The following is an 8,032-nucleotide window of genomic DNA, read 5'->3' as shown; positions in this document are numbered from 1 at the left end:
CTGATCCCGTTGTTTATGGCGCTGGTCGGCATGGGGGCTGCCGATGCTAACCGCCGTAATTTTCAGGCACTGGCGCGACTGAGCGGCCATTTTCTCGATCGGTTGCGCGGCATGGAAACGCTGCGCCTGTTCCATCGCGGTGCGGCCGAAGTGGATGACATTCGTCGGGCTTCGGAAGATTTTCGCAGTCGCACCATGGAAGTGTTGCGCATGGCGTTTCTTTCCTCCGGCGTACTGGAGTTTTTTGCCTCAATCTCCATCGCGGTCGTCGCCGTGTATTTTGGCTTTTCTTACCTCGGTGAGCTGGATTTCGGCCATTACGGCACTGGTGTCACCCTGTTTGCTGGCTTTCTGGTCTTGATTCTTGCTCCCGAGTTTTTCCAGCCGCTGCGCGATCTGGGCACGTTTTATCATGCAAAAGCGCAGGCGGTCGGCGCAGCGGAATCGCTAGTGAGCTTTCTTACCGCTGAAGCGGAAGAGGTCGGCCTCGGCACGCAACCTTTTGACGCAAAGACCCTTACCATCCAGGCCGACCAACTGGTGGTACTCTCATCCACGGGCTCTGCGCTCACCCAGCCTCTGACCTTTACGCTTGAACCGGGACAGCGGGTGGCGCTGGTCGGTGTGAGCGGTGCAGGGAAAAGTTCGTTGCTCAACGTACTGCTTGGTTTTTTACCCTATCGTGGTTCGCTGTCTATCAACGGGCAGGAACTGCATGCGCTGAATGCGACTGCATGGCGTAAACACATCAGTTGGTTAGGGCAAAATCCGCATTTACCAGAAGAAACGCTGCGCAGCAATATTCTGTTGGGGAATCCACAAGCCACTGAGGGCGCGTTGCAACAGGTGGTGGAACACGCTTACGTACACGAGTTTCTGCCCCTGTTACCGCAAGGTCTTGATACCGCCGTGGGTGATGGCGCCGCGCGACTCTCTGTCGGACAGGCGCAGCGCGTTGCCGTTGCGCGCGCATTGTTAAAACACTCGCCGTTGCTCCTTCTGGATGAACCAACCGCCAGTCTGGATTCACACAGTGAACAGTGCGTGATGCACGCCTTGGAAAACACCGCACACCAGCACACCACCCTGCTGGTGACGCATCGCCTCGACGACACGCGCCATTACGATAGCGTATGGGTAATGGAAAAAGGACAACTGGTTCAGCAGGGTGACTACGACACGCTACGTCAGCAGCCAGGCCCATTTGCCGATCTTCTGGCACAGCGTCAGGGAGCTTACTAATATGTCGCAAAATAGTCCGTTGCAGGTACTGAAACCCTTTCTCCTGCTGTATCGTCGCCACATTTGGCGGTTAAGCATTGGCGTCGTCCTCGCCATTATCACATTATTGGCAAGTATTGGACTGCTGACGCTCTCCGGCTGGTTTCTGGCGGGAGCATCACTGGCGGGCCTTGCCGGATTGATGACCTTCAATTACATGCTGCCTGCGGCGGGCGTGCGCGGTGCAGCAATCCTGCGTACCGCCGGACGTTATGCCGAGCGTTTGGTGAGCCATGACGCGACCTTCCGCGTGCTGCAACATCTGCGCGTATTTACCTTTTCGCGCACGCTTCCGCTTTCGCCAGGAGGGCTAGCCCGGTTTCGTCAGGCCGATTTGCTTAACCGTCTGGTTGCCGACGTTGATACGCTCGATCACCTGTACTTACGCGTGATATCCCCCTTGGTCAGCGCATTGGTGGTGATTCTGGTGGTCACTTACGGGCTGAGCTGGCTGGACACTTCACTGGCACTGACTCTCGGCACCATTATGTTGCTGCTGTTAGCCTTGCTCCCGCCGGTGTTCTACCGTGCGGGCAAACCGATTGGCACCCACCTCACATTGCTGCGCTCACGTTATCGCACGCAGTTAACCACCTGGCTACAAGGACAAGCCGAATTAACCGTATTTGGCGCACAGACCGCCTTTCGCCGCCAACTCGCCGATACAGAACAGGCCTGGCTGACGCAGCAACAGCGACAGGCACGCCTGACTGGCTTGTCGCAGGCACTGATGCTGATCTGCACCGGTTTTACCGTTACCGCCATGCTCTGGCTGGCGGCCACGGGCATTGGCGGTGATACGCAGCCCGGGGCGTTGATTGCCCTGTTTGTCTTTGCTGCACTGGCTGCGTTTGAAGCGTTAGGGCCAGTTACCGGCGCGTTTCAGCACATGGGTCAGGTGATCGCATCAGCCACACGCGTTAACCAGATTCTGCATCAGCAGCCTGCGGTGACTTTCGCCACGACAACGCCCTCCGCCACTGTAACCACAACGGCAGCGCTGTCATTGCAACAGGTAAGCTTCACCTATCCCGGCCAATCGCTACCGGTATTGCAGGACATTACGCTGGATATCGCGCCGGGCGAACACATTGCGCTGCTGGGGCGTACCGGGTGTGGCAAATCAACCCTCTTGCAATTACTGACCCGTGCCTGGGACTGCGACGCAGGAAACATTACTCTGAACGATCTGCCGCTCGCACAGTGGAGTGAATCGGCACTGCGCGACATAATGAGCGTGGTGCCACAGCGGGTACATATTTTTAGCGCGACGCTGCGCGACAACCTGCTACTGGCCGCACCGCAGGCCAGCGATGCACAACTGGGCCAACAGTTGGAGCAGGTAGGATTAGGTAACTTACTGGAAACGCCAGAGGGCCTTAATGCCTGGATCGGTGAAGGCGGACGTCAGCTCTCAGGTGGCGAACAGCGCCGTCTTGGGCTGGCCCGCGCCTTACTCCATCCAGCGCCTTTGGTGCTGTTGGATGAACCGACCGAAGGGTTGGATGCCGATACCGAGCAGAAAATTCTGCATCTGCTGCGCGAAAACACCCTCGATAAAACGGTTCTCATCATTACCCATCGCCTGCACGACCTGGCCTCTCTGGATCGGATTTGCGTACTGGATAATGGTCGCCTGGTTGAACAGGGTCGCCACGCCGACCTGCTGGCAGCAAAAGGCCGCTATTGGCAGTTCCATCAACACGCCATTCGGCAGGCATAATGCAGCTATTTCAACTTTCAGCCAATACCACCCTTTTTCCTCCGATCGAGAAGGCGTTGATTGACCCCAACGGCTTATTGGCGTTTGGCGGAGACCTTTCGCCAGGCCGATTGCTGGCGGCGTATCGAGGCGGCATTTTTCCCTGGTACTCTCCTGGCGATCCGATTCTGTGGTGGTCTCCGGATCCACGCGCTATATTGCAACCAGAGGCGCTTCATATCAGTCGCAGCCTGCACAAGTTCATGCGCAAGCAGCCCTTTCACATCACGCTTAACCATGCGTTCAGCGCCGTGATACGCGCCTGTGCTGATGCTCGTCAGGAAGGAACTTGGATCAGTCCAGAGATGATTGCCGCGTACTGTACGTTGCATGAGCTGGGGCACGCACACTCCATCGAAGTCTGGCACCACGATGAATTGGTGGGTGGGCTGTACGGTATTGCGCAAGGAAAGCTGTTTTGCGGCGAATCGATGTTCAGCCTCCGCGACAATGCGTCCAAATGCGCGCTGGTTGCACTCGTCACGCATTTTGTGCGCTGTGGCGGGCAATTGCTCGACTGTCAGGTATTAAACGCTCACACGGCGTCTCTCGGGGCCACAGAGGTGTCGCGCGCGACGTATCTGACGGTGCTACGCGCATTACAGGATGCCCCTATCGCCGCGTCCAGTTGGCAGCCGCAAGCACTGTCACTGCTCCCAATTGGAGAAAGATAAGTGTGCTCATTCGCCCTTCTTATCCGAAAGTTGCTGCTGAGATCATCAACGCTCCTTTACATAATGCCGGTTTTTCGGCATTATCGTGCCCGTTAAAAAAGTTAAGGTAGTTAACCCTAGAGGATTCGATGGCCAAAGAAGACAATATTGAAATGCAAGGCACCGTGCTTGATACACTGCCTAACACCATGTTCCGCGTTGAGTTGGAAAACGGACACGTGGTTACCGCTCATATCTCCGGTAAAATGCGTAAAAACTATATCCGCATCCTGACGGGTGACAAAGTCACTGTAGAGCTGACCCCGTACGACCTGAGTAAAGGCCGCATTGTCTTCCGTAGCCGTTAATCGGTTCGCCTGTCGCTAACGCTGCGACACCTGAGGATGTACCCGCCTTATGCCCTTCCCTGTTTAGGTGAGGGCTTTTGTTTTTTGTACTACATACCTATCAGCACCGACCTTTCCATTGTCAGTGCTCACGCCTACAAAAAAAAAGCCATAATAAGATGCTATAATGAAGTCCTTTTTATTTATCATAAATATGTGCAAACTTTATTACAGCGTTATAAATTAACAATAAAATGATTTTATTGCTTATGATATAAAATTATTTTTTGATCAGGTTAAAATTATTTTTTGATCAGGAAGAAATTTGCATTCTTTCCATCCTCTGTTACGCTCTTCTTAGATTAATACAATAATTTCCCATGTACCTTCTTTGAGAAAGTCATTAATAGACTGAGCCATCGAAACATTTTCAATTTATTTCATACGGATGCATTATTTATTAGCAGCATAAAGTTTACTGCATAGCAGTAAAACGATTATCAACCTAACACTAATACCAACATTAATAGGATATTTATTATGAGCATAACACCAACTATACCTTCGGGTAACACGCCAGTAAGAATGGAGGGAAGTATTTACTTCAATGCCACTGGTGGCCAATCTTTGGCTGCAATAGTCAGTTATGTTAACCCTTCAGAGCCCTTTGAAAATAGACAAATTGTCCTCACAGGGAAATATCTGGAATCCTCTCCACCTATTCTGGGAGAGACGGTGGTCAATTTCAAATCACTTCATGGGTTTATGTTTATATTTGATATCTATTCAACCAATATTACAAGTGCAGATATAAATATTCAAAACGGCGTCATACAAATAAATATTTGGGATGGCCAGATGTTACACACCAGCATTCATGGGGAAGTCGTAACATCTGCGGGCGATCCTTTTTACCACAGCTTAAGATCGACAACATCTTTGACTGTGGTATGGGGACCAGTAAATTAGCGTAGTGCTTAACTCACTGGATACTCATTACCAAACTTGAAATTTACTCGTACACAATGAGGATATTAGCTATGAACAACACTCAACCATTCAACTGGGCCTTAATTCCTGTAAAACTGGTAGGCCAATTATATTATTCAGAGAACAGTGGTCAGTCATTTTCTGGGATAGCAACATATGAACACCCTGAAGCGCCTTATGGTAGTAGGCAATTTGTTTTATCTGGGGGGTTTTTAGAGGCTACTCCTCCAATCCTAGGGGATATGGTCATTGACCTTGAATCTATTGATGGACAAATGCACATTAGTCTTCTTGATCCATCATTTTATTATGGCGAACTTAGCATTTCCGGCACACGCTTGCATTTATTTATTTATGAATTACCTGTGGCGGGCGAACCAGATGACAGAATTGTTCATGCTACGATTTTTACTGAGATAGAATTTAAAAACAATGCTCATGTTATTGAAAGAGCTCGCACAACTCAATCACTGAGTGTTGTTAAAAGTCCTATCGGCTAAGCCATACAAAACGGGGGTATATTGAGTTATGACTCATTTACCAGTTTGTATTTCTTTATTTTCATCAAAAAAGACATTAACTCAACTCACTTGGTAAGTTTTATAAAAACACATCATCTTGGTTTGCGATATTCTTATTCATTGTTCTATACACTTAACATTATCAATAAAAAAGCAGTGCTCTCGCACTGCTTTTTCTTTTACCGCACAACAATACACTCAGTGCACTGTCCCTTCCGCTTTCAGTTTCTGCGCACTGTGGAAGCTGTAAGTTAATGCTTTCGTAGCACTATCCAGTTCCACCTTCACGGAACCACCGTTCACCAACGACCCAAACAGCAGCTCGTTCGCCAACGGTTTTTTGAGGTTTTCCTGTATCACGCGCACCATTGGCCGCGCGCCCATCGCCTTGTCATAGCCTTTATCCGCCAGCCAGTTACGCGCATCTTCGCTGACTTCTAACGACACGCCCTTCGCGTCCAACTGCGCTTGCAGTTCCACAACAAACTTATCCACCACCTGCTGAATAATCTGCGCAGACAGATGGTTAAACCAGATGATGCCGTCCAGACGGTTACGGAATTCTGGCGTGAAGATCTTTTTAATCTCTTCCATCGCGTCGCTGCTGTTGTCCTGCTGTATCAGGCCAATCGATTTGCGCTGCGTCTCTTGCACGCCCGCATTGGTGGTCATGACGACAATCACGTTGCGGAAATCCGCCTTGCGACCGTTATTGTCAGTCAGCGTACCGTTATCCATCACCTGTAGCAGCAGGTTGAAGACATCCGGGTGCGCCTTTTCAATTTCATCAAGCAGCAACACCGAATGCGGATGCTTAATCACCGCGTCAGTCAGCAATCCGCCCTGATCGAAACCGACGTAGCCCGGAGGTGCACCGATCAGACGGCTCACCGTGTGGCGCTCCATGTATTCCGACATATCAAAGCGCAGAAGCTCAATATCCATCGCTTTCGCCAGTTGCACGGTGACTTCGGTTTTCCCAACCCCCGTCGGCCCGGCAAACAGGAAAGAGCCGACAGGCTTGCGCTCACTGCCCAAACCAGCGCGGCTCATCTTGATAGCCTCACTCAGCGCTTCGATGGCCTTATCCTGACCAAACACCAGCATCTTCAAGCGATCGCTGAGGTTTTTCAACACATCGCGATCGCTGGCAGACACGGTTTTCTCGGGGATGCGGGCGATACGCGCCACCACCGACTCAATGTCTGAAACGTTCACCGTTTTTTTGCGTTTGCTGGCTGGCATCAAACGACTGCGAGCACCCGCTTCATCAATCACATCGATAGCTTTATCCGGCAGATGGCGATCGTTGATGTATTTGACCGACAGTTCAACGGCGGCGCGCACGGCTTTGGCGGTGTAACGCACATCGTGGTGAGCTTCATATTTCGGTTTAAGCCCATTAATGATTTGTACGGTCTCTTCGACGCTTGGCTCAGTAATATCGATTTTCTGGAAACGACGCGCCAAGGCACGGTCTTTTTCGAAGATAGTGCTGAATTCTTGGTAAGTGGTAGAGCCGATAACCCGAATCTTACCGCTGGAGAGCAGCGGTTTGATCAGGTTGGCGGCATCTACCTGTCCACCCGACGCCGCGCCCGCACCGATGATGGTGTGGATTTCATCAATAAACAGGATGCTGCTTTGATCCTGTTCCAACTGCTTGAGCAGCGCTTTGAAACGTTTTTCAAAATCGCCACGGTATTTGGTGCCCGCCAGCAGCGAACCGATATCAAGAGAATAGAGCGTGCAACCGGCCATCACTTCCGGCACGTCACCTTGGACGATGCGCCAGGCCAGGCCTTCCGCAATGGCGGTTTTCCCTACGCCAGACTCACCGACCAGCAGCGGGTTGTTTTTGCGCCGACGGCACAGCACCTGGATGGTGCGTTCCAGCTCTTTTTCACGACCAATCAACGGGTCAATACCGCCAACGCGAGCCAATTGATTAAGGTTAGTGGTGAAGTTTTCCATGCGATCCTCCCCGCCTACCGGCTCTTCGTTGACAGGGTTTTCCGAGCTTGGTGCCTGACCGGGCTCTTCTTTACGCGTGCCGTGGGAAATGAAGTTCACCACATCAAGCCGACTCACATCATGCTTACGCAACAGGTAAGCGGCCTGCGATTCCTGCTCGCTGAAGATAGCCACCAGCACGTTAGCACCAGAAACTTCACTGCGCCCAGAAGACTGAACGTGGAACACGGCACGTTGCAATACGCGCTGAAAGCTCAGCGTCGGTTGCGTTTCACGTTCTTCATTATTTTGCGGTAACGTCGGGGTGGTCTGTTCGATGAACGTTTCCAACTCCTGGCGCAATGCAGCCAAATCCACCGAACAGGCTTCTAACGCTTCGCGCGCGGCCGGGTTGCTGAGCAACGCCAGTAGCAAATGCTCCACGGTCATAAACTCGTGGCGGCGCTCACGCGCTCTGGCGAAAGCCATGTTGAGACTGAGTTCCAGTTCTTGATTAAGCATAGG

Annotated in this window: 7 protein-coding genes; 6 read left to right on the top strand and 1 reads right to left on the bottom strand. The window is 51.6% G+C overall.

The genetic code is table 11. The annotated features are described in order from the left end of the window. The 6 genes from cydD to J5224_RS13805 all read left to right on the top strand — a co-directional run. A partial coding sequence (cydD, locus tag J5224_RS13830) for a thiol reductant ABC exporter subunit CydD (protein ID WP_264625918.1) occupies positions 1-1,242 on the top strand: 1,242 nt, incomplete at its 5' end. 1 nt (position 1,243) lies between these two features. Beyond that, a complete protein-coding gene (cydC, locus tag J5224_RS13825; RefSeq protein WP_264625917.1) occupies positions 1,244-3,004 on the top strand; it encodes a heme ABC transporter ATP-binding protein/permease CydC in 1,761 nt (586 codons plus the stop codon). Further along, positions 3,004-3,717 (top strand): leucyl/phenylalanyl-tRNA--protein transferase, encoded by a 714-nt coding sequence (aat, locus tag J5224_RS13820; protein WP_264625916.1) that lies wholly within the window; start codon positions 3,004-3,006, stop codon positions 3,715-3,717. The genes cydC and aat overlap by 1 nt, the downstream gene beginning before the upstream one ends. Before the next feature lie 128 nt (positions 3,718-3,845). Then, positions 3,846-4,064 (top strand): translation initiation factor IF-1, encoded by a 219-nt coding sequence (infA, locus tag J5224_RS13815; RefSeq protein WP_002211347.1) that lies wholly within the window; start codon positions 3,846-3,848, stop codon positions 4,062-4,064. 519 nt (positions 4,065-4,583) lie between these two features. Further along, complete coding sequence (locus J5224_RS13810; RefSeq protein WP_264625915.1) at positions 4,584-5,012, top strand: hypothetical protein; 429 nt, start codon at positions 4,584-4,586, stop codon at positions 5,010-5,012. 71 nt (positions 5,013-5,083) lie between these two features. Continuing rightward, positions 5,084-5,533 carry a hypothetical protein gene (locus J5224_RS13805; protein WP_264625914.1) on the top strand — a complete coding sequence of 150 codons (450 nt, stop codon included), beginning with the start codon at positions 5,084-5,086 and terminating at the stop codon, positions 5,531-5,533. 219 nt (positions 5,534-5,752) lie between these two features. Here the strand turns inward: J5224_RS13805 and clpA are convergent, their stop codons facing one another. Next, positions 5,753-8,029 (bottom strand): ATP-dependent Clp protease ATP-binding subunit ClpA, encoded by a 2,277-nt coding sequence (gene clpA / locus J5224_RS13800; protein WP_264625913.1) that lies wholly within the window; start codon positions 8,027-8,029, stop codon positions 5,753-5,755. Positions 8,030-8,032 lie beyond the last annotated feature (3 nt).

The sequence above is a fragment of the Candidatus Symbiopectobacterium sp. NZEC135 genome (assembly GCF_025962695.1).
Note: the sequence above shows the minus strand (reverse complement) of the source record. Positions and strands in the feature narration are given on the sequence as shown.